Source organism: Xylanibacter ruminicola, from assembly GCF_900142525.1.
Lineage (GTDB): Bacteria > Bacteroidota > Bacteroidia > Bacteroidales > Bacteroidaceae > Prevotella > Prevotella ruminicola_A.
Genome location: NZ_FRBD01000011.1, coordinates 73,320 through 92,117, shown reverse-complemented (window position 1 = coordinate 92,117; position 18,798 = coordinate 73,320). Strand labels below are relative to the sequence as shown.

Annotated in this window: 19 protein-coding genes; 17 read left to right on the top strand and 2 right to left on the bottom strand. The window is 42.0% G+C overall.

Annotated features, from left to right (window positions below; translation table 11 throughout):
* Positions 1-51: 51 nt before the first annotated feature.
* Positions 52-1,347 (bottom strand): AAA family ATPase, encoded by a 1,296-nt coding sequence (locus tag BUB86_RS08455; protein ID WP_073208328.1) that lies wholly within the window; start codon positions 1,345-1,347, stop codon positions 52-54.
* Positions 1,348-1,505: 158 nt separating this feature from the next.
* Complete coding sequence (locus tag BUB86_RS17625) at positions 1,506-1,670, bottom strand: hypothetical protein (RefSeq protein WP_175549455.1); 165 nt, start codon at positions 1,668-1,670, stop codon at positions 1,506-1,508.
* 116 nt (positions 1,671-1,786) lie between these two features.
* Between BUB86_RS17625 and BUB86_RS08445 the strand changes: the two genes are divergently transcribed.
* From BUB86_RS08445 to BUB86_RS08365, 17 genes are all read left to right on the top strand, one after another.
* Entirely contained in the window at positions 1,787-2,491 is a 705-nt protein-coding gene (locus BUB86_RS08445) for a transcription termination/antitermination NusG family protein (RefSeq protein WP_073208322.1), read from the top strand.
* Between the two features lie 8 nt (positions 2,492-2,499).
* The gene (locus tag BUB86_RS08440; protein ID WP_073208320.1) at positions 2,500-3,348 is read left to right on the top strand and encodes an ABC transporter permease; all 849 of its coding nucleotides are present in this window, start codon (positions 2,500-2,502) and stop codon (positions 3,346-3,348) included.
* 51 nt (positions 3,349-3,399) lie between these two features.
* A complete protein-coding gene (locus BUB86_RS08435) occupies positions 3,400-4,842 on the top strand; it encodes an MBOAT family O-acyltransferase (RefSeq protein WP_073208317.1) in 1,443 nt (480 codons plus the stop codon).
* Between the two features lie 6 nt (positions 4,843-4,848).
* Positions 4,849-5,784: a hypothetical protein gene (locus tag BUB86_RS08430; protein ID WP_073208315.1), complete on the top strand. Its 936-nt coding sequence runs from the start codon at positions 4,849-4,851 to the stop codon at positions 5,782-5,784.
* Positions 5,781-7,067, top strand: a complete 1,287-nt coding sequence (locus BUB86_RS08425; protein ID WP_139261526.1) for an ABC transporter ATP-binding protein — start codon at positions 5,781-5,783, stop codon at positions 7,065-7,067. Before BUB86_RS08430 ends, BUB86_RS08425 begins: the two co-directional genes overlap by 4 nt.
* Positions 7,057-8,160 (top strand): acyltransferase, encoded by a 1,104-nt coding sequence (locus BUB86_RS08420; protein ID WP_073208308.1) that lies wholly within the window; start codon positions 7,057-7,059, stop codon positions 8,158-8,160. Before BUB86_RS08425 ends, BUB86_RS08420 begins: the two co-directional genes overlap by 11 nt.
* Before the next feature lie 72 nt (positions 8,161-8,232).
* Positions 8,233-9,111: a glycosyltransferase family 2 protein gene (locus BUB86_RS08415; RefSeq protein WP_197018833.1), complete on the top strand. Its 879-nt coding sequence runs from the start codon at positions 8,233-8,235 to the stop codon at positions 9,109-9,111.
* Positions 9,112-9,134: 23 nt separating this feature from the next.
* Complete coding sequence (locus BUB86_RS08410; protein WP_175549452.1) at positions 9,135-10,067, top strand: glycosyltransferase family 2 protein; 933 nt, start codon at positions 9,135-9,137, stop codon at positions 10,065-10,067.
* Positions 10,049-11,023 carry a glycosyltransferase family 2 protein gene (locus tag BUB86_RS08405; RefSeq protein ID WP_073208303.1) on the top strand — a complete coding sequence of 325 codons (975 nt, stop codon included), beginning with the start codon at positions 10,049-10,051 and terminating at the stop codon, positions 11,021-11,023. The genes BUB86_RS08410 and BUB86_RS08405 overlap by 19 nt, the downstream gene beginning before the upstream one ends.
* Positions 11,024-11,046: 23 nt before the next feature.
* Entirely contained in the window at positions 11,047-11,979 is a 933-nt protein-coding gene (locus BUB86_RS08400) for a glycosyltransferase family 2 protein (protein WP_175549451.1), read from the top strand.
* Positions 11,980-11,992: 13 nt separating this feature from the next.
* Positions 11,993-12,934, top strand: coding sequence for a glycosyltransferase family 2 protein (locus BUB86_RS08395; protein WP_073208296.1), 942 nt, complete (start codon positions 11,993-11,995; stop codon positions 12,932-12,934).
* Positions 12,916-13,890 (top strand): glycosyltransferase family 2 protein, encoded by a 975-nt coding sequence (locus tag BUB86_RS08390; RefSeq protein WP_073208292.1) that lies wholly within the window; start codon positions 12,916-12,918, stop codon positions 13,888-13,890. The genes BUB86_RS08395 and BUB86_RS08390 overlap by 19 nt, the downstream gene beginning before the upstream one ends.
* A gap of 11 nt (positions 13,891-13,901) precedes the next feature.
* Positions 13,902-14,834 (top strand): glycosyltransferase family 2 protein, encoded by a 933-nt coding sequence (locus BUB86_RS08385; RefSeq protein WP_175549450.1) that lies wholly within the window; start codon positions 13,902-13,904, stop codon positions 14,832-14,834.
* Positions 14,835-14,962: 128 nt separating this feature from the next.
* Positions 14,963-15,853 (top strand): MraY family glycosyltransferase, encoded by an 891-nt coding sequence (locus BUB86_RS08380; RefSeq protein WP_175549449.1) that lies wholly within the window; start codon positions 14,963-14,965, stop codon positions 15,851-15,853.
* A gap of 358 nt (positions 15,854-16,211) precedes the next feature.
* Positions 16,212-16,931, top strand: coding sequence for a hypothetical protein (locus tag BUB86_RS17205; protein WP_217653236.1), 720 nt, complete (start codon positions 16,212-16,214; stop codon positions 16,929-16,931).
* Positions 16,928-17,716 (top strand): glycosyltransferase family 2 protein, encoded by a 789-nt coding sequence (locus BUB86_RS08370; RefSeq protein WP_073208281.1) that lies wholly within the window; start codon positions 16,928-16,930, stop codon positions 17,714-17,716. Before BUB86_RS17205 ends, BUB86_RS08370 begins: the two co-directional genes overlap by 4 nt.
* Before the next feature lie 15 nt (positions 17,717-17,731).
* Positions 17,732-18,628: an NAD-dependent epimerase/dehydratase family protein gene (locus BUB86_RS08365; RefSeq protein WP_073208278.1), complete on the top strand. Its 897-nt coding sequence runs from the start codon at positions 17,732-17,734 to the stop codon at positions 18,626-18,628.
* The last annotated feature ends 170 nt before the right edge of the window (positions 18,629-18,798 follow it).

Sequence of the window (18,798 nt, the reverse complement as noted above, 5' to 3'; positions counted from 1 at the left end):
CTTATACTCGCCCTCGCCAATGATTGCTATACTCTTCTTGACTGCCATGTGCTACTCAGTTTCAAGGTAAATACTTCCAAGGAATGGCAGGTCCACCAACTTGCCCTGCTTGTAGGCGTTGTATGGATTCATCGTCTTGTGCAGGCCGAGTGAAGAGAGTCGCTTCAACTGCGTAGCACCCTGGCTACTCTTATCAGTAAACCACACGATGTCCCTGCGAATAAAGTCCTCATTCAGCAGATTGATGTCATGGGTGGTCATCAGCAACTGCGATGAACCCTCGCTGTTAGCCAGGAACAGTTTGATGAAATAGGCAAGCAGCTCATAGTGGATGCTGGTCTCAATCTCATCGATAGGGATGAAATTGTTCTCGTGCAACACGTAGTACAGCACGATTGACATGCCCAAGAACCGATGCGTACCGGCAGACTCCAGCTTCTCATGCAACTCATATTCCCCATCCTCACCAGTATGTCTGAACATAATATCATCAAACTTGATGGTGCCGCGCTTTAGCATTTCTATCTTAGCCTCCTCAGATATCGGAGCACTCTTGATGGTCTTCTCCATTTCAGGAGTGATAGGCTCTTCGCGCTCGTCGAGTGTCATGTCAACGATGTTGAAGTCGCTGGCTTTCAACAACTGGAGCAGGAAGCGCTTTTTCTTGCCGTCCTTGTCATTTCGTAGTTCGTTTTTAACATCATACGACAGATAGTCTCTAGGAGTCAAGATATTCTGTAAACCAGCAAAGAAGAAATCAAACACATCGTTCAACTTTGACACGTGAGCATTCGATTGTCCAAAGGCAGCCATCACCGTGCAATTGTTAGTGGTGTTGCCTTCAATAGCACGCTGAGTGGCCTTGTCAATACCAGCCTTATTGCCAAAAAGCACCTCCGTATGGTCGGACTCCGATTGATAGACACGTTTGTAAAGAGAGGTAGGACGAGCGCTGGTATATACCATCAGCGATTCTTCGTAGATTCGCTTGCTATCGAATTCCAGGTTCAGGACGTACTTTTCTCCGTTTAGCCAGAATGTCATCTGCATCTGCGAATGCTCATCCCTGCTGTGTTTGTCGAGCAGGAATGGGAAGTAACCCATGCCTTCATTTTTTGATTCGGGCTTGTTGAGCATAACGCTACGGAAAAACGACAGGGCTTGGAGCAAGGTAGTTTTACCGCTGGCATTACTACCATACACGATGCCAATCTTCAGGAGTTCCACTCCTTCTGCCACTTCGTGTACGTATTGTTCACGCATATTACCATCGTTGGTCGGCACAAAACTAATAGTTTGCCGCTCCCTGATGCTGTAGAAATTCTGTACTTGAAACTCCTGTATCATAGTCGTACCATTAAATAATTGAATTTTGAGTGCAAATATACAACAAGAAAGCTGAAAAACCAAATATAAATTCATATTTCGTGAATAATTCACCATATTTTTAAATATAAATAACTGTTCAAGGCTTCAAAAACCCCAAAAATCGGCGAAATAGTCACTTACGTTATTTCCTTCAGGCCACGCCTTTTCAGCATGGCTATCTGTGCAGGAATGTCGAGCGGTTGCTTGTTGTACTTCATTGTGGCTATAAATAAAAAAGTTCCACCCTGGTACGCTGTTCTGACGGGAAGCGTGGTGGACTCTGACGATGCAAAGATAGACATTTTTGTCCAAATGTGGGGTAAAAAGTATAGATTTGGACAAAAACGCTTGTTTGATCCAAATCTTTTTCCTATATTTGCACCTGCAAGTACCGACACAGGGATTTCGTGTTGGCGCTATGAAATATAATAGACCGTTGGATATGAACGCATTGGATAATGCTAATATCAAGGACGAGAATTGCTCAGGATTTGTCTCCTTTGCCATCCCCGAAGCGAAAAGCTCAAAAACAGGGGTGTCGGTAAGATATGTGCCGTGTGAAGACAAGGCTTGGTATGTCCTCCGTATCAAGTATGGGCAGGCGCAGACGGTTGCAGATACCCTCATTGAAGACGGTACCTACGTCTATCTGGCGAAGATTTGGAAAGACATCAGGAACAAAGAGACGGGCAAGAAGCAAAGAAAGCTGTTCCCCTTCATGAACCTTCTTTTTGCCTATATGACGGAGCAAGAAGCGGAAAAGTATGTCAGGCATTCCAAAATGTCGCAATACACCACTTACTATTACAATCATTTCATCACGGACGAGAACGGCCACAACCCACCGTTGACAGTCCGTTCCAAAGATATGGAACCATTAGTCAGAGTTACCGCTCTGCTCGACGAGCATGTGATGGAAATCGACACCAATACCTGCCGGTTTCTTTCTAACGATTTAGTGCGTATCAACGATGGCCCCTTTAAAGATATAACAGGCCGTGTCGCCCGTATAGCAGGACAAAGGAGGGTGGTCATTACCATCAAAGGCCTTCAATCCGGCTTGACCACCGCTTATATTCCATCTTACTGTCTTGAAAAGGTTGAAAACAAAGAATCAGTTTAAACAATTATATGCAACAGCAAGTCTGGACAATGAAAATAAGGCCGCATGAAAAGCTGTGGCATATTGATATCAAGGAAATCTGGCGTTATCGTGACCTGATAGAACTGTTTGTCAGGCGCAATATCGTGGTGCAGTATAAGCAGACCATTTTGGGCCCGCTATGGTATCTGATACAACCCATTCTGACCGTCATCATGAATATGGTGGTGTTTGGCGGCATCGCCAAGATGAGCACCGACGGGATGCCCCAAGCCCTTTTCTATATGGCTGGCAACATCTGTTGGTTCTATTTCTCCGACTGTCTGAATCAGACGTCAAACACATTCACAGCCAATCAGAACATGTTTGGCAAGGTCTATTTCCCTCGTCTGGTGGTGCCCATCGCTGTGGTGATATCCAATTTGTTGCGATTTGTCATTCAGCTGGGGCTTTTTGTGGCACTCTATCTCTATTTCTTTGTGGGGGGTGCACCGATAGTCCCCAACTGGGCCATTCTGCTCATTCCTCTGTTGGTCGTGATGCTCGCAGGACTGGGACTTGGTTTTGGCATCCTGATATCCTCGCTCACCACCAAGTATCGCGACTTTACTATCCTCTTCACTTTTATCGTCCAACTCTGGATGTATGCCACGCCTATTGTCTATCCACTCAGCATGGTGGAAGAAGGGCCCCTACGCACACTGATTATGGCCAACCCGATGACCTCCATTATCGAGGCTTTCAAATATGCCACTTTGGGACAGGGCTATTTCTCTTGGCTCGCCTTAGGCTATAGCTTCCTGTTTATGAGTGTGCTGTTGCTATTCAGCGTCGTTATATTTAATAAGGTACAACGTAATTTTATGGATACTGTTTAGAACCTTATGGAATTAAAAGATTAAAGCTTTGCAAATAATAATTGACGAATTATGCTTTTCAATTCTTTAGAGTTCTTGGCATTCCTGCCGATAGTGTTCCTGCTCTATTGGTTTGTGTTTCGTGAGCGACGATGGCAAAACATGCTGATTGTCATTGCGAGTTACATCTTCTATGGATGGTGGAATTGGCGATTCTTATTCTTAATTGCCCTAACCTCATTTTGCAGTTATGGTAGTGGCCTCCTTTTGGAACACTACGAGGGACAGAGGCAAAAGCAGAAGTGGGTAAGTGCATCAAACATTGTTCTGAACCTCAGCATCCTTGGAGTGTTCAAGTACTATAACTTCTTTGTAGAAAACCTTGATGTAATGTTGGGTGCATTTGGTTGGCATTTGGACTGGGTGACCATGAACATTGTATTGCCCGTAGGCATCAGTTTCTATACGTTCCAGGCACTCAGCTATACCATTGACATTTACCAAAAGAAGCTACCTGCTACTCATGACCCTGTAGAGTTCTTTGCCTATATCAGTTTCTTTCCGCAGTTGGTGGCAGGTCCTATTGAACGGGCTACGAACCTTATACCCCAGTTCCAGCAACAAAGGCATTTCGACTATGCCAAGGCCGTTGACGGAATGCGGCAGATGCTATGGGGTTTTTTTAAGAAACTCGTTATTGCAGACAATTGTGCAACTGTTATTGACGACAATTGGGGGAACTATGCTGAACTACCGGGGGTGACACTTTTCCTTCTTTGTATCCTATTTGCATTTCAAGTTTATTGTGACTTTTCCGGTTATTCAGACATCGCCATCGGTTGCGCCCGTTTGTTTGGCATCAATCTGATGCGAAACTTCAACTTTCCGTATTTCTCACGAAGCATCCCTGAGTTCTGGCGTCGTTGGCACATCTCCTTTATTACATGGTTCCGCGACTATGTATATTTTCCCTTGGGTGGTAGTCGTTGCAATAAATGGAAAACCTTTCGCAATATCTATATCGTTTGGGCCCTCAGTGGTTTATGGCATGGAGCCAATTGGACTTATGTATGTTGGATGCTGTTCCACGCCACCCTGCTCATCATCTATAATCTTTTAGGCATTAACACAAAATACAAGAATGTGGTAGCATACGGTCATTACCTGCCCAATGTCAAGGAAGCACTTCAAATGGCATTTACTTTCTTCCTTTTCGTTACCAGTTTGGTACTACCCCGTGCTGAGTCTATGACACAAGCCGTTGGGTATCTGTCGGCAATGGTCACGAACAAGTTCTTTGGTTCCATTCCCCAGAACGGAAGAACCTATCTTTGTTTTGGCCTTGCTCTTCTTGCTGTTGAATGGCTACAAAGAGACAAGCAGCATGCACTACAGTTCCCTAATAACAGGTTGTTTAGTAAAAAAGTCACAAGGTGGGCGTTGTATATCATAATCTATCTGTTGATTCTGTTTAATACTGGGCAAAGTCAATCGTTTTTTTATTTCCAGTTCTGATAAATCATGAAAAAGTTTATACATAATATCACAATTATAGGCATAATACTATTGCTTATCAATATAGCGATAGAGTTTCTGTTGTTTTTACGGCCTAACACATATTCATATAAAAGAATGTATGTTGAAAAACATATTAACGATATAAGTTGTTTGCTTTTAGGCAATTCACACATAGATCATGCATTAAAGCCCAATATTCTTGGTAATGGTGTTTTCAATATGGCAATTGCTGGTAGAAATATTGTATATGACATAGAATTAGCAAAAAGATATGTTCCTCAAATGACTCAATTAAAGATATTAATCATGCCTTTGGATTATTATAGATTCTATTTTGGCAGAGAGAAAAACAATCCTAATGAGATGAAGAAGCCATTAGGGCGTGAAGGTACATATAAGTGTATGTATTATAAATATATGGGCATCCGAGTAGATGGCTTTTGGTACTGGCCTGAATTGTTGAATTCAAAACAAGACTATATGAAAAGGTTCCTGAAAAATGACGTAGATGCCAGAGAGTGTGATTCTTTGGGATATGTTAAGCGGAGTTTGTCAAAGAGAAATGCTAATTGGAAGGATAGGTCTCTGCCAAAGATTATTGACACCACAATAGATGCCAATCGAGAAAAACAAAAACTCCTATTTTCTCGTTATTGTACTCTTGCAGAACTTGCAATGAACCAAGGAGCAAAACTTGTTCTGATTTTTACGCCATTGTACAAAACCTACAACAACTCAACAAATCCTGTTGTTATTAAAGAAATGGAGTCTTTTGTGGCTAACTTAAAACAAAAATATCCAAATGTCGAATACTATGACTATAGTACCGACGAACGCTTTATCGACGAAGATTTTTATGATTCAAGTCATTTGACTGATATTGGGGCAAACAAATTCTCTAAAATAGTTAAAGAAGAGGTGCTTTCTTCATTGGAATAGGTATGAAGGCTATTGAGTTTAATCATGTAGGCAAGCAGTATCGCTTGGGGCTGGTATCTACGGGAACCTTCAGCCACGACCTGAGCCGTTGGTGGGCCATGAATGTCTTGGGAAAGGAAGACCCCTTCTTGAAGATTGGCGATACCAACATCCGTTCCAAGAAGGGCGAGAGCGAATTCGTATGGGCGCTGAAGGATATCAATTTCAGTGTTGAGCAAGGCGATGTGATTGGTATCATTGGCAAGAATGGTGCTGGTAAGAGTACCTTGCTGAAATTACTCTCTCGTGTGACTGCTCCAACCGTTGGCGAGATTAACGTCTGTGGGCGCATAGCCTCGCTGCTTGAGGTGGGAACGGGCTTTCATCCAGAGATGACAGGCCGTGAGAATATCTATATGAATGGTGCCATCATGGGCATGACCAAGGCAGAGATTACCCGCAAACTCGACGAGATTGTCGATTTTTCTGGTTGCGAACGCTATATCGATACCCCAGTCAAGCGCTATTCTTCGGGTATGAAGGTACGCTTAGGTTTTGCTGTAGCCGCTCATCTGGAGCCAGAGATTCTGGTGGTTGATGAAGTGTTGGCTGTAGGCGATGCCGAGTTCCAGAAGAAAGCCATCGGCAAGATGCAGGATGTATCGAAGGGGGAAGGAAGGACCGTGCTGTTTGTGAGTCATAATATGGCAGCCGTGCAGAAACTCTGCAAAAGAGGTATCCTGCTCGAAGATGGAGCAGTGAAATACTCGGGTGGAATTGAGGACACTGTCAGAATGTACATTGATGATGGCACCACACCCTCGCAAAGCGTGTTCTATGATGATTTGTCAACGGCCCCAGGCAATGACAAAGTTCGTATCAAGTCATTCGAGGTGCTGCCGGTAAAGGGCGACGTGGTGAGTGTCGCCTCGGGCATCCATTTCCGGCTGACATTTATGAATTACTATCCGACTTTCCATTTGGATGCAGCCTTTGTCCTACATACAGCAGACGATACCATTATATTTAATAGCGGTAAAGTCGTTAGTCCTCATTGCCAGTCTAAAATTGGTGAATACGTTGTCGAATTCTCTCTGCCGCCATTTATGCTCAATCGAGGCAAGTATTATATGACGATTTGGATGGGAGAGAAAAACAAATATCGTATCTGCGAAAAATATTCCCACCCCTTTATGGTTGAAGACGCTTTCCCCGATGACCCATATTTAGGGAAGCCTCGGCCAGGAATACTTAAAATGGAAATAAACGCTTCGTCACAATTCAGAGAAGTATATGGAAAATAAGCAACAAAAGACTTTCGAAAATCGAATTGCACTTGCAGATTACATTCGCGTGATGGCCTGTCTGACGGTGATGGTTGCCCATGCCTGCGGAAAATTCATTAATGTAGGGGGGGGAATTCTAATCGCCAACGAAAGCAATCGTTTTTGGGTATCAGTCTATGATGGTTGTTGTCATGTATCCGTACCGCTGTTTATGATGCTTTCAGCATTTCTGTTAGTACCCTTGAAGCCTGGTGTGACGATGAGCCAGTTCTATCGTCGGCGCTTCTTGCGCATCCTGCCGCCCTTCATCTTCTTCCTGCTACTTTATGCCGTGTTGCCCGCCACGTGGGGAGCTTTTACATGGAGCAAGGCTGTATCTCGACTACTGATGTTGCCTTTCAACTTTCCGTCAGGGGCCTATCATCTGTGGTTCATGTACCCGCTCATCGGTATCTACCTCATTATTCCAGTGGTGTCACCTTGGCTCGAAAAGGCCAGTGCCAAAGACGAGTTGATGTTCCTTGGTCTATTCGCCTTCTCGACACTCATCCCTTGGCTGCATCGGTTTGTTTCGCCCAGACTCTGGGGTGAATGTAATTGGAATCAGTTCCATGCTCTGTGGTACTGCTCAGGTTACTTGGGGTATCTTGTTCTGGCTCATTATATTCGTGTGCATCTGAAGTGGAGTCAGCAGAAGCGGCTGTTCATTGGAACAATTTGCTTCCTACTTGGCACTCTGTTTACTGCATGGTACGTCTGGTACAAGACCGTGCCCGGCATGCTAATAGACAAATCGATGCTGGAATTGTCAATGGAGGCCTGCACGCCCAATATGCTCCTTGCCACCTTCGGAGCCTTCCTGTTGTTCACCTGCATCCAGAAGGCTCCCAGTTGGATTACCAGTCTTGCCAAACTGTCCTTCGGCATGTATCTGATGCATGTATTCTTCCTGAGGTCTATAGCAGAATGGATCATTGGTGGCGATGTCGCTCATCCGCTACTGCCTGTATGGTTGGCTATTCCCGTTATTGGCCTGCTAACGTTTCTGTGCTGCGCCGTCGTCACAAAACTCATCTCACTGATTCCTGGTAGTAAATATTTAATCGGTTAACCCAAATAATGAATGTTTATGTCTCCTTTGTTTAGTATTATCATACCTCATAAAGAGATACCGGATCTGCTGATGCGGTGCCTGAAGTCCATCCCTGTATCTGAGGATATTCAGGTGATAGTAGTCGATGACAATAGTGCCGATGCTGACACCTATTTGGAAAGGTATCCAGAGTTGTCGCGCCCCTATCTGGAGTTCATCCCAACGACGAAAGGCGGAGGGGCAGGCTATGCCAGGAATGTGGGACTGGATCGGGCCAAGGGCAAATGGATATTGTTTGCCGATGCGGATGACTTCTTTGTCGATGATATGTATGACATTATCTGCTCATACGTTGATTCAGATGCGGATGTCATATACTTCAAAAACAAATCGGTTCTTTCGGGAAATACGAGTATAGAAGCGAAGCGATGTCCTTGGATAAATAAAAATATCGACAAATATCTGGCTGACGGTGATGAACGGCTCATAAGGGCTGAAATATATGTGCCATGGGGCAAAATGATTAAACTGAATTTGGTTGATAAATACCACATTCGTTTTGAAGAAATAATGTGTTATGAAGATCATTATTGTTCTTTGTTGATTGGTTGTAAAGCATCTGTAATTAAGGTTGTCGATAAAGTCCTTTATGTTATTACTTATCGCCCCAATTCGTTGAGTAAGAGTTTTGAAAACAATATAAACGGGCTAAGGATTAAGGCTGATGTGTACTTTCGTTCGGATAAGCTATTGATACAGTATAACATGTGTAGGGAAAGGCCTGTCGTGAAATATTTGTTGCTGTTACTACAAAAAGACCGGCCTTTATTCAAATATTATCTCAGGAGAATAGATGAAATCTATCCTACAAAGTTGTCAGCATTACGAGATATTAGCAAGAACAAATCCAGAAGGTTCAAAATCAAGTTCTATTTATACTCGTTTTTAGTATGGATAAGGATTCTGTAGGTATTACGACAAATAATAAAACTATGACTCCAACGTTTAGTATCATCATACCTCATAAAGAGATACCGGATCTGCTGATGCGGTGCTTGAAGTCCATACCTGTATCTGAGGATATTCAGGTGATAGTAGTCGATGACAATAGTGCCGATGCTGACACCTACTTGGAAAGGTATCCAGAGTTGTCGCGCCCCTATCTGGTGTTCGTAAGAACGACGAAAGGCGGAGGTGCAGGCTATGCCAGGAATGTGGCTTTGGAGCATGCTGAAGGAAGGTGGATTCTGTTTGCTGACGCAGATGATTTTTTTGTTGATGACCTTAATGAAATCATCTGTTCCTATGTAGGTTCTGAAGCGGATGTGATATACTTTAGGAAGAGGTCGGTGCTCTCAGAAGACATAGGTGTAGAAAACAACAGAAGTTCTTACATCGATAAAATCATTGATCAATATTTGACGGATGGTGATGAATATCCTGTAAGGTTCAAATTGCCTACTCCGTGGGGCAAAATGATCAAAAGGGATTTGCTTGTCAAACACAGCATACGTTTTGACGAAATAGTGTATTCGGCAGATGTGTTTTTCTCCTTGCTCGTTGGTTATTATGCTGAAACCATTAATGTTGTCAACAGAGTCCTTTATGTTGTTACTTATCGCTCTGATTCATTGAGTGCAGATTTTTGTTCTAAACCTGGTGAGTTGGAACAAAGAGCAGAGGTGGCTTTTCGTTGTGACATATTTATGCTTCAAAATGGGTTTTGCAGGGAGCGGATGTCGAGGTGTTATTTAACGAAGTTGTATAATCAAGACCGCAAGCTGTTCAAAGAATTCTTTTTTAAACTTGATGAGATTTATCCGTCGAAATGGTCGGCATTACGAGATATTAGCAGGAACAAATCCTGGAGATTTAAAATCAAGTTCTACTTATATTCATTGTTAGTATGGATAAGGATTCGGTAAGTATTACGGGTAATATGCCATTGGTGTGTCCAACGTTTAGTATCATCATACCTCATAAAGAGATACCGGATCTGCTGATGCGGTGCCTGAAGTCCATACCCGTATCTGAGGATATTCAGGTGATTGTGGTGGATGACAACAGTGCGGATGCTGACACCTACTTGGAGAGATTTCCAGAGTTGTCGCGTCCTTATTTGGAGTTTATCAGAACGACAAAAGGTGGAGGCGCTGGCTATGCTCGCAATATAGGATTGGATCATGCAAAGGGTGAATGGTTGCTATTTGCTGACGCCGATGATTTTTTTGTGGAAGACATGTATGATATCATTACTTCAAATTCAGACTCAGAAGCAGATGTCATTTATTTCAAGAAAGAATCTGTATGTTCAGAAAATATTATCCAAAAAACAGATAGGGATGTTTATATTGATAGAATGATTAATAATTATTATGCGAATGGTGACGAATGGCCTTTAAGATTTATGTATTGTCCTACATGGGGCAAGATGATCAAAAGAGATTTGATTAATAAATTTAACATCCGCTTTGAAGAAATAAGATACTCAAATGATGCGTTTTTCTCTTTGTTTGTAGGATATCATGCTGAAACTATTGAGGTAGTTAATAAAGTCCTTTATGTCTTGACTTCCCGCCCCGATTCGTTAGTGGCTAATTATTGTTCAAAACCAAATGAGTTAAGAATAAGGGCAGAAGTGCATTATCGTTCTGATCTGTTTTTGCATCAGCATCAAATGTGTAAGGAAAGGTCCATGAAACAATATTTGTTACTCATGTTCAATAATGACCGGAAACTGTTCAAATACTACTTCTTTAAACTTGATGAGATTTATCCGTCAAAGTTATCGGCACTGCGGGATTTTTGCAAGAACAAACCCCTAAGATTCAAGATTAAATTCTATTTATATTCATTTTTAGTATGGACAAGGATTCTGTAAGTATTGTCGCAAATATTAAAACGATGACTCCAACGTATAGTATCATCATTCCTCATAAGGAAATACCGGATCTGCTGATGCGGTGCTTGAGGTCCATACCTGTATCTGAGGATATACAGGTGATAGTAGTGGATGACAACAGCGCGGATGCTGATACTTATTTAGATACGTACCCAGAATTGTCGCGACCCTATCTGGAATTTATCAGGACGAAAACAGGAGGAGGGGCTGGCTATGCCAGGAATGTAGGATTGGATCATGCCAAAGGAAAATGGATTCTGTTTGCCGATGCGGATGACTTCTTTGTTGAAGATATGCATGACATCATCAGCTCATACGTTGATTCGGAAGCAGATGTCATATACTTCAAAAACAAGGCGGTTCTTTCGGAGAATATAAACATAGAATCAAATCGATGTTCTTGGATGAATAGAAAGATTGATCAATGTTTGAAAGATGGTGATGAATGGCCTGTAAGATTTAAGTTGTTTGTTGCATGGGCCAAAATGGTTAAAAGGGATTTAGTTATTAAATACAATATCCGATTTGACGAAGTAGTGTATTCGGCTGATGTATATTTTTCCATGCTTGTTGGTTATCATGCAGACATCATTAAGGTTACAAACATGATCCTATATGTCGTGACTTTTCGTCCCAAATCATTAAGTGCAGAATTTTGTACTAAGCCTGGAGAATTGAAAACAAGGGCAGAAGTGTTTTTCCGAGAAGAAAAATTCTTGATTAGGCATAATATCTGTAGAGTTAGGTCTATGAGAAAATATTTATTGATAATGTTGAAGAGAGACCATTCTTTATTCAAATATTACTTTTACCAGTTAGATGAATTATATCCATCAAAACTATTGGCATTGCATGATATAGGAAAAGGTACATCTCTGCTTACCAAGATCAAGTTGTATTTATATTCATTGCTGATATGGGCAAGGATTCTGTGAATATTCAACAAACATGAAAACAATGCATCCTACATTTAGTATTATCATTCCTCATAAGGAAATCCCTGATCTTTTGATGCGGTGCTTACAGTCAATCCCTGTATCTGAGGACATTCAAGTGATTGTGGTAGACGACAATAGTGCAGATGCTGACACCTACTTGGAGAGGTATCCGGAACTGTCACGCCCCTATCTGGAGTTTATCAGAACGACAAAAGGGGGAGGGGCTGGCTATGCCAGGAATGTGGGATTAGAGCATGCTAAAGGCAAATGGCTGCTGTTTGCCGATGCCGATGACTTTTATGTTGAAGACATGTATGACATCATCTGCTCATACGTTGATTCAGAAACAGATGTTATATACTTTAAATCTAATTCGGTTATTTCAGCAGATATAAATAGAGAAGCAAAACGGAATGCTCATGTAAACAAAAAAATTAATCAATACCTGATAGACGGTGACGAGTGGCCTATTAGAGCACAAATGTATGTACCATGGGGTAAAATGGTTAAAAGAGATGTGATGGTCAAACACGACATCCGTTTTGACGAAGTAATGTATGCTGATGATGCTTACTGTTCTTTACAGATAGGCTATTACGCAAGGACAATTCAGGTTGTTAATAGGGTCCTTTACGTTGTCACTTCTCGTCCTGATTCCCAGATGTCAGATTTTTGTTTAAAGCCCAATGAGTTGAAACTTAGAGCAGAGGCAGCCTTTCGGATGGACAAATTTATGCTGCAAAATGATTTTTGTAGAGAGCATCGATTGAAGTTTTTTTTAAATATGATGCTAATGCATGACCGGAGTTTGTTCAAGTTCTACTTCTTCAGGTTGGAAGAAATTTATCCGTCAAAGTTATCGGCATTACGGGATATTAGTAAAGGCAAATCACTAAGGTTTAAGATCAAGTTCTATTTATATTCAATTATGGTATGGGCAAGAATTCTGTAAGTATTACGGCTAATACGACATCGGTGAGTCCTACGTTTAGTATCATCATACCTCATAAAGACATACCGGATCTGCTAATGCGGTGCTTGAGGTCAATTCCTGTGTCTGAGGACATCCAGATGATAGTAGTCGATGACAATAGTGCCGATGCTGACACCTACTTGGAAAGGTATCCAGAGTTGTCGCGCCCTTATCTGGAGTTTGTCAGAACGACTAAGGGCGGAGGAGCTGGCTATGCCAGGAATGTAGGATTGGAACATGCCAAGGGCAAATGGATTCTGTTTGCCGATGCTGATGATTTCTTTGTTGATGATATGTATGACATCATCTGCTCATACGTTGATTCAGAAGCGGATGTGATATACTTCAAGAACAAAGCAGTTCTTTCTGACGATATAAGTATAAAATCAAACAGGAGTTCTTATGTAAATAAAAATATTGACCAATATCTGTCTGATGTAGATGAATGGCCTATAAGGTTTAAACTGCCTGCACCATGGGGCAAGATGATCAAAGGCAGTTTGGTCGGTAAACACAATATTCGTTTTGACGAAATAAAGTATTCAAATGATGGGCATTTTTCTTTGCTCGTTGGCTATTATGCTGAAAAAATTGTAGTGGCTGATAGGGTCATATATATTCTGACTTGTCGTTCCAATTCACTGGCTGCAGATTTTTGCTCTAAACCTGGTGAGCTTGAGATGAGGGCAGAGGTGGCTTTCCGGCAGGATGTTTTCCTGCTTCAGCATGATGCCTGTAGAGAGATGTACACACCTTGGTTTATGAAGGAAATGCTCCGTAAAGATCGGTCTTTATTAAGACATTATTATGAGAGACTAAATGGACTGTTTCCCTCCAAATTATCGGCATTGAGGGGCATTAGCAAAAGAACTTCCTGGAAATTCAGATTGTTCTACTATGTCTACTCTTTATTGGTCTGGATCAGACTTCTGTGATAATAATGATTATGATTCCTACGTTCAGTATCATCATACCCCATAAAGAGATACCGGATCTGCTAATGCGGTGCTTGAGGTCAATTCCTGTGTCTGAGGACATTCAGGTGATAGTAGTAGACGACAACAGTGCAGATGCAGATTCTTATTTGGATAAGTATCCAGAGCTGTCGCGCCCCTATCTGGGGTTCATCAGAACGACGAAAGGCGGAGGTGCAGGCTATGCCAGGAATGTGGGATTAGAGTATGCCCAAGGCAAATGGATATTGTTTGCCGATGCCGATGACTTTTTTGTCGAGGATATGTATGATATCATCTGCTCATACGCTGATTCGGAAGCAGATGTGATATACTTCAAGAACAAAGCAGTTCTTTCTGACGATATAAGCATAAAATCAAACAGGAGTTCTTATGTAAATAAAAATATTGACCAATATCTGTCTGATGGTGTCGAATGGCCTATTAGGACAAAAATGTATGTACCATGGGGCAAGATAATAAAAAGGAGTTTGATTGTTAAACACAACATCCGTTTTGACGAAGTAGTGTATTCGAATGATATGTATTTTTCTTTGCTTATTGGCTATTATGCTGAAAATATCAGGGCAGTTGATAGAGTCCTCTATGTCTGTACTTTCCGTTCCAATTCATTAGCTGCAGATTTTTGTTCTAAACCAGATGAGTTAAAAAAAAGAGCGGAAGTGGCTTTTCGATCGGATGTTTTTTTGATTCAGCATCATGCGTGTAAGAAAATGGAAATGCCTGTATATCTGCTTATAATGCTTCGTAAAGACAGGGCTTTATTTAAATATTTCTTTGAAAAATGGGATGAGATGTATCCCTCCAAATTTTCGGCATTGCGGGATGTAAGTAAAAATACATCTTTAAAGTTTACAATTTTATACTATATATATACCATTTTAGTATGGTTAAGAATTGTGTAAGTTTGAATCGTAGCTTTATCCCAAATATAAATCGCTTTTGAATCAGAATGCAGATGGCAGGTTATTATTTGATGATATTCATCTTTCTGTTAGGATTAGAATGCGCATACATTCTATTTGCTAAGAGAATGGGAATAGTGGACAGTCCGCATCGCCAGAGTTCTCATACCGGGGACGTGGTGAGAGGGGGAGGTATTATTTTCTTTGTTGCATACCTGCTTTGGTCATTTTCTCATGATTTCCAATGGCTGGGTGGCATGATAGGGCTAACTATTTTGGCAGGAGTAAGTTTTATCGATGATATTCGTGATGTTAATCCAAAGATTAGATTGGCGTGTCAGTTTGTTGCTATCATACTGATGCTTTATCACTCAGGTCTTGTCAGGAACTCACCGCATGTCATATTATTACTATCTTTCTTTTGTGTTGGCACATTGAACATATTTAATTTTATGGACGGCATAAACGGGATGACAGGTGGCTATTCTCTTGTTGTTGCACTGGCGCTGCTTTATGTTAATACCAATGTTGTGCATTTTGCTTCCTCAGATCTTATCGTTATGATGATCCTGTCGCTGATAGTCTTTAATCTTTTCAATTTTAGGCTGCGTACAATATGTTTTGCCGGGGATGTCGGATCGCTTGCAATAGGGTTTATTTTCGTGTATCTCGTACTGAGATTGTGCCTGCGAGGGGAGTCTATGAGTTGGATAGCGATGCTGTCGGTCTATTTGGTGGATGGAGGCCTGACTATTCTGCATCGCATACTGTTACGGGAGAATCTGATGAAACCTCATAAGAAGCATGCCTATCAGATTATGGCAAATGAACTGGAGATTCCGCATCTGGTGGTTTCCGGCATCTATATGGCTTTACAGTCAGTCTGCTGTGTTGTTTATATTATGTGGCCAGGCTACCCCGCATTCTTTGCTATATTCGGAGCCCTGACGGTGATGTATATCTTATTTATGAAGAAGTTTTATCATCTGCATGAAAACAAAGGTGGTATTTATAACTAACATACTTAGGCAACCTCGGTGCATCAGAAGGATTCAAGACTTCATTAACAGAGGTTACGGGGTGAAAGTCTATGGATTTGACAGAGGCGGAGACAGTAGGGCTCTTCCTCCTTTCGCGCATGAATGTATCGGGGTGGTGTCGAGTGAGACTTCTTATCTGAAACGCTTGTTCATAATCTGGGGTGGCATTTCAAAGGTAATCAGAAAAGAGGGGAAGGGTTGCTTATATTATTTGTTTAGTTTGGATAATGCCATTGTGGCAAGGTTGGCATGCCGGAATATTAAATACATATATGAGATATCCGATTTGATGGAACTGACGATTAATAATAAGTTTCTGTCACGTCTTTTGGCCCGGATGAACCGAGAAACAGTTAAGCACGCCATATTATCAGTTTATACATCTGAAGGTTTCGTTCAGTTCCTAAACCCCAAAGGGGCAGATCCCAAAAAGTCAGTGGTGCTTCCCAATAAACTGAATGCCAGTTGCAGGAATAAACTGTTGGCAAAGGAAAGCCCTGCGGATATGAATCACATTCGTTTCGGCTTCGTTGGCGCCATTAGGACAGAGACCACATATAACCTCATAAAAGCTATTGGTGAGTGCGGAAAACATGAGGTTCATCTATATGGTATCTTTACTGATGAGAATAATGGCAGATATTCAATCAGGAGTCTGGTAGGTCAGTATAAGAATGTGATCTACCACGGTCCTTTCAGGAATCCTGATGATCTCCCGAAAATCTATAGTCAGATAGACATTGTGTTATGTTATTACAAGTCATCGGAAAATGACCTGTACTTAGAGCCTAATAAACTTTATGAGGCTATCTATTTTGATTGCCCCATCATTGTCGCAGATGATACTTTCGTGGGCGGAAGGGTGAGACAGCTCCATGTCGGCTATACGATAGAGAGGGGAGATGCCGCTTCTCTTAATGATTTCATTACTTCTATCAATCAAGCCGATTTTGACGAAAAAGTAGCAGCCATCAAGGCCATTAGCAAGGATGACTGTATTGATAACCCGCAATTATTGTTTGACAGACTCAAGTCTATTCAACCCTTTGTCGTATGAAGCATCATCTTGTATCCGTCATTATGCCATGTCATAATGGAGAGCGCTATATAGAGCTATCTGTCAGGTCTGTTTTAGCACAAACCTATCAGAACTGGGAACTATTAGTGATTGACGATGCCTCAACTGACGCTTCTGTTGATATCGTTCAGGCAATCTGTCAGGAGGACGCCCGTGTCAAGTTGCTGATTAACGATAACCCCCTGGGGCTTCCTTATGCCCCAAGGAACTTTGGTATAGCTCGTGCGCAAGGGGACTATATCGCATTCCTGGACAGCGATGACCTGTGGAAGGAGTCGCATCTTGAAAATCTTCTTAAAGTATTTGAAGGCGACAGTGGTGTGGTTGTTGCTTTTTCGTGGTATAGCATAATAGATGGAAATGGGCATGTGGATGGATTGGTAAGAACTCCTGCGACTCTTTCCTACCATCATCTTTTTTATGATAACTTTATAGGCAATCTGACGGGGATGTATGACGCTGGGAAAAGAGGTAAGGTTTATCAGAGGGCTTGTGGGCATGAAGACTATATGATGTGGATGGAGGTGCTGAAGGATGGGGGAATCGCCAAGAGTTCCAATACGATAGAGGCATATTACAGGGTAACCAGCCAGTCTACGTCTTCTGATAAGATGAAAGCCATGAGATGGCGCTGGCATATTATGCGTCGTGAGGTTGGACTGTCTGCGGTTGAGAGTCTTTATTACGTTACGGCATCTTTGTTCTTTATCTGGTTAAAGAAATCAAGATATTCCTGCTTGTTATCCCGGTTAATTAAAGCTTGATTTAAAGTTGTGGCAATGGAGAAATTACTATTTACTGGAGCATCAGGTTTCTTAGGGTATAATATTCGTTCAATTCTAAAAGATACTTACGATGTATATACCATTGGCTTGACTGACGAAAATGACTTCAAGTGTAATCTCGCTGAGGAGGTGCCTCTTCTCAACACCCGCTACGATCTGGTCCTTCATGCGGCAGGTAAGGCTCACACGGTGCCTAAGACCGAGGTGGAGCGACAGGCTTTCTACGATATAAACTATCAGGGGACGGTGAACCTTTGTAAGGCGATGGAGAATGCAGGTGTTCCAAGGGCAATAGTATTTGTCAGTACTGTGGCTGTATATGGTTGTGAGTCAGGCGAACTTATTACTGAGGAGTGTCCGCTAAGAGGAACTTCATCTTATGCGAAAAGTAAGATCATGGCAGAGAGGTACCTGACGGAGTGGTGTGCTGAGAATGATGTCGTGCTTGGGATTCTGCGACCTTCGTTGATCGCAGGCCACAAGGCACCAGGTAATCTTGGAGCCATGGTGGAGGGCATCCGGAAAGGACTATATATGAACATTGCAAGCGGTAAGGTGCGGAAGAGTGTGCTGATGGCTGTAGATATAGCGCGACTTCTGCCTTTGGTGGAAGAGAAGGGGGGCGTATATAATGTCTGTGACACTTATCAGCCCACTTTGGGGGAGTTGTCTGCTTCTGTGGCTCAACAGATGGGAAGGCGCAAGCCTATAAGTCTGCCATATTGGACTGCCTGGTGTCTGGCAAAACTTGGTGACCTCGTCGGCAACTGGTTCCCGATTAACAGCTATAAGTTGGAAAGAATGACGAATAGTCTCACTTTCAGTAATAAAAAGGCTCGGATGGAACTCGGATGGGAACCTTTAGACGTACTGGAAAATTATAAAATTTGATTATAGTATCATCATACCTCATAATGACATTCGATTGATGTCATATTGCCCAGCGACTGATTTTACATGTGGCTTATAAAGCAGATAACGGGTAGAAAGGACATAGCCGAAATAAGCATCTTCTGCTATCAGGCCCATTTCCAACAATTTCGGGCAACTCTCCCTATAAA

Bases quoted from the DNA above. Each gene is read 5' to 3' on its own strand.
- BUB86_RS08380 (WP_175549449.1), top strand. From the start codon at position 14,963: ATGGGAATAGTGGACAGTCCGCATCGCCAGAGTTCTCATACCGGGGAC.
- BUB86_RS08385 (WP_175549450.1), top strand. From the start codon at position 13,902: ATGATTCCTACGTTCAGTATCATCATACCCCATAAAGAGATACCGGAT.
- BUB86_RS08415 (WP_197018833.1), top strand. From the start codon at position 8,233: ATGCGGTGCCTGAAGTCCATCCCTGTATCTGAGGATATTCAGGTGATA.
- BUB86_RS08445 (WP_073208322.1), top strand. From the start codon at position 1,787: ATGAAATATAATAGACCGTTGGATATGAACGCATTGGATAATGCTAAT.
- BUB86_RS08370 (WP_073208281.1), top strand. From the start codon at position 16,928: ATGAAGCATCATCTTGTATCCGTCATTATGCCATGTCATAATGGAGAG.
- BUB86_RS08390 (WP_073208292.1), top strand. From the start codon at position 12,916: ATGGGCAAGAATTCTGTAAGTATTACGGCTAATACGACATCGGTGAGT.
- BUB86_RS17205 (WP_217653236.1), top strand. From the start codon at position 16,212: ATGAACCGAGAAACAGTTAAGCACGCCATATTATCAGTTTATACATCT.
- BUB86_RS08410 (WP_175549452.1), top strand. From the start codon at position 9,135: ATGACTCCAACGTTTAGTATCATCATACCTCATAAAGAGATACCGGAT.
- BUB86_RS08395 (WP_073208296.1), top strand. From the start codon at position 11,993: ATGAAAACAATGCATCCTACATTTAGTATTATCATTCCTCATAAGGAA.
- BUB86_RS08400 (WP_175549451.1), top strand. From the start codon at position 11,047: ATGACTCCAACGTATAGTATCATCATTCCTCATAAGGAAATACCGGAT.
- BUB86_RS08405 (WP_073208303.1), top strand. From the start codon at position 10,049: ATGGATAAGGATTCGGTAAGTATTACGGGTAATATGCCATTGGTGTGT.
- BUB86_RS08435 (WP_073208317.1), top strand. From the start codon at position 3,400: ATGCTTTTCAATTCTTTAGAGTTCTTGGCATTCCTGCCGATAGTGTTC.
- BUB86_RS08455 (WP_073208328.1), bottom strand. From the start codon at position 1,347: ATGATACAGGAGTTTCAAGTACAGAATTTCTACAGCATCAGGGAGCGG.
- BUB86_RS08365 (WP_073208278.1), top strand. From the start codon at position 17,732: ATGGAGAAATTACTATTTACTGGAGCATCAGGTTTCTTAGGGTATAAT.
- BUB86_RS08440 (WP_073208320.1), top strand. From the start codon at position 2,500: ATGCAACAGCAAGTCTGGACAATGAAAATAAGGCCGCATGAAAAGCTG.
- BUB86_RS17625 (WP_175549455.1), bottom strand. From the start codon at position 1,670: ATGTCTATCTTTGCATCGTCAGAGTCCACCACGCTTCCCGTCAGAACA.
- BUB86_RS08430 (WP_073208315.1), top strand. From the start codon at position 4,849: ATGAAAAAGTTTATACATAATATCACAATTATAGGCATAATACTATTG.
- BUB86_RS08420 (WP_073208308.1), top strand. From the start codon at position 7,057: ATGGAAAATAAGCAACAAAAGACTTTCGAAAATCGAATTGCACTTGCA.